Origin of the sequence: uncultured Campylobacter sp. (assembly GCF_937949835.1) — a bacterium.
In the GTDB taxonomy this organism is placed as follows: Bacteria; Campylobacterota; Campylobacteria; order Campylobacterales; family Campylobacteraceae; genus Campylobacter_B.
The window spans coordinates 1-2,568 of sequence record NZ_CALEDC010000198.1; the positions used below are offsets into that span (position 1 = coordinate 1).

At 44.5% G+C, this 2,568-nt stretch carries 3 protein-coding genes and 1 tRNA gene; 1 reads left to right on the forward strand and 3 read right to left on the reverse strand.

Features of this window, described 5'->3' with window-relative positions:
- The 3 genes from Q0256_RS04520 to Q0256_RS04530 form a co-directional block, all read right to left on the reverse strand.
- Window positions 1–762: biotin carboxylase N-terminal domain-containing protein (locus Q0256_RS04520; RefSeq protein ID WP_297960458.1), on the reverse strand; the 762-nt coding region annotated here is incomplete at its 3' end.
- A 115-nt stretch (window positions 763–877) separates the two neighbouring features.
- Window positions 878–964: transfer RNA gene (locus Q0256_RS04525), tRNA-Leu, on the reverse strand.
- Window positions 965–1,034: 70 nt separating this feature from the next.
- On the reverse strand, window positions 1,035–1,331 hold the full coding sequence (locus tag Q0256_RS04530) for an HU family DNA-binding protein (protein ID WP_297960461.1): 297 nt from the start codon (window positions 1,329–1,331) through the stop codon (window positions 1,035–1,037).
- A 327-nt stretch (window positions 1,332–1,658) separates the two neighbouring features.
- Here Q0256_RS04530 and Q0256_RS04535 point away from each other — a divergent pair, with 327 nt between their 5' ends.
- Window positions 1,659–2,336 carry a response regulator transcription factor gene (locus Q0256_RS04535; RefSeq protein ID WP_297960464.1) on the forward strand — a complete coding sequence of 226 codons (678 nt, stop codon included), beginning with the start codon at window positions 1,659–1,661 and terminating at the stop codon, window positions 2,334–2,336.
- Window positions 2,337–2,568 lie beyond the last annotated feature (232 nt).

Genomic DNA, 2,568 nt, shown 5'->3' on the forward strand with positions numbered 1-2,568 from the left:
GGCCTTGCGGGTTTCTTCGCTGATGAAGGGCGAAGGCGCTTCTTCAATCACCTTCTGGTGGCGGCGCTGGATCGAGCAGTCGCGTTCGCACAAGTGGATGATGTTGCCGTATTTGTCGCCTAAAATCTGAAACTCGATATGGCGCGGCTTGACGACGAGTTTTTCCATAAAAATTTCATCGTTGTTAAAAAATGTTTTCGCTTCCCTCGTGCACGAGTCATAGGCGCTCTCCATATCTTTCTCTTCCCACACCTCGCGGATACCGCGTCCGCCGCCGCCGCCACTAGCCTTTAAAATCACGGGATAGCCGATCTCGCGCGCATATTTTTTGATAGTATCCATGCTCTCGTGATTTAGCTTTTCGGTGCCTGGCACGATCGGAATGCCATTTTTGCGCATCAAGTAGCGAGCGATGTTTTTGTTGCCCATTTTTCGGATAACGTCAGGCTTTGAGCCGATGAAAATAATACCCGCGTCCTCCACCTCCTTTGCAAAGTCAAAATTCTCGCTCAAAAAGCCGTATCCTGGATGTATCGCGTCGGCGCCGCACTCTTTGGCGACTTCTACAATCTTTTTGGCGTCCAGATAGCCTTTTAGCGCATCGGTGCTTACCTCGTAGGCCTCATCGGCGATTTTTACGTGCAAGCAATCGATGTCGGGTTTGGTGTAGATCGCGACGCTTTTAATATGCAGATCTCTGCAGGCTCTAATGATGCGAACCGCGATCTCGCCGCGATTAGCGATAAGAATTTTACGTATCATAAATAATTGCCTCTTTTAAAGAAATACCGCAGTAATAATAGTATAAAAAATTTTATAGCAAGTTGAAATTCATAAAAGACGGTTGAAATTCCAGATAAAATTTAAAGAAGATTTATGGTGCCCGAGGTCGGAATCGAACCGACACGAGGTCGCCCTCGCCAGATTTTGAGTCTGGTGCGTCTACCAATTTCACCACTCGGGCATTTTAAAAAGTTATGATTGTATAAATTTAAAAAAGATAAGCCCCGAAGACGGGGCTTGGAGCAAGAAAATTATTTTTTCTTCTTGCCTTTTGCAGCCGCAACAGCCTCTTTTAGCTGTTTGCCGACTTTAAATTTTACTACTTTAGTAGCAGGAGATTTGTAAGTTCTGTTTGTGCCAGGAACTTTACCCTCGCGAGCTGCACGCTCTGCAATGCCGAAAGATCCGAAGCCGATGAAGCTTATGTCATCACCTTTTACCAAAAGCTCTTTGATAGCCTCAAGTGCAGAATCTACTGCCTTAACGGTATCTTTTTTGGAAAGACCTGCCTTCTCGGCAACTACTTGGATAAAATCAGCTTTTTTCATGCTAATCCTTTAAAATAAAGTGGTTTGGGCGGTATTCTACAATAGTTTCGCAAAAAATACAATAGTTTTTTAAGAAAAAAACGCAAAAATCGGCAAAATTTAGCCGAATTTAGCCCAAATTCGTCAATTTTTCAGATTTCGCTTCTTTAAATTTTAAAATTTCGCCATATTTTTGGGGCTGATTTTTGAAATTTCGCCTGGTTTTGAAAAATTTTAAAATTTCTCCTCTCCGAGCTTCATTTTTATAAAATTTCGCCCAAATTTGCCGCTTTAAAATATATAAACTATATTTTGTTATAATCCGCGCAAAATTTCAAAGGTTTTTTTATGACTAAAATTTTAATGATAGAGGACGATTTAGAACTCGCCGAAATTTTAAGCGAATATCTGCAACAATACGATATCAATATTACCGTCGCGGACGATCCGTTTTTGGGACTTTCCAAGCTAAATTTAGAAAATTTCAACCTCGTGATTTTAGATCTCACGCTTCCTGGGATGGACGGGCTTGAGGTCTGCAAAGAGATCCGCAAAAACACCGATATACCGATCATAATCTCAAGCGCCCGCCACGATCTGACCGATAAGATCAACGCTTTTGACTTCGGCGCGGACGATTATCTGCCAAAGCCCTATAATCCGCAAGAGCTTTTAGCGCGCATCAAACGCCACATCGAGCGCTACGACATAAACTTCGTTCAGCGCGCCGCAAAGCCCAAAAAAGACCTCGAAGTGGACGATTTCCGCCACGTCATCAGCTTCAAAGGACAGCCCCTGTCGCTCACCATCGCCGAATACGACGTGCTTTCGTATCTCATCAAAAAGGAAGGCGGCGCGATAACCCGCGAGGAGCTCATCTACAACTGCAGCTCCATAAGCGAGGAATCCTCGAGCAAAAGCATCGACGTCATCATCGGTCGCATCCGTTTGAAGCTTGGCGAAACATCCAAGGCACCCAGCTACATCCCCGCCATCCGCGGCGTAGGTTATAAGCTGATACAATGAGCGGGCTTGCGCCGGGCAAGCGGAGCGATAAAATTTAGCCGCACGCGGCTCTAAATTTAATAGGCACTTGTGCGGCGAAACTGAAATCGCAAGCCGGCTCGCGCGATTTTGCCCTTTGAATTTAAGACGCCGCAACTGAAGCGTTAAAATTTTACGATAAAATTTGTAGTTATAAATTTAGCACGCGGTTAGATGCGCGCGGGATTTTATCGTCGAATTTGACAAGCAGTTC

Coding starts and splice junctions, on each gene's coding strand:
- Q0256_RS04530 (WP_297960461.1), bottom strand. CDS start 1,331: ATGAAAAAAGCTGATTTTATCCAAGTAGTTGCCGAGAAGGCAGGTCTT.
- Q0256_RS04535 (WP_297960464.1), top strand. CDS start 1,659: ATGACTAAAATTTTAATGATAGAGGACGATTTAGAACTCGCCGAAATT.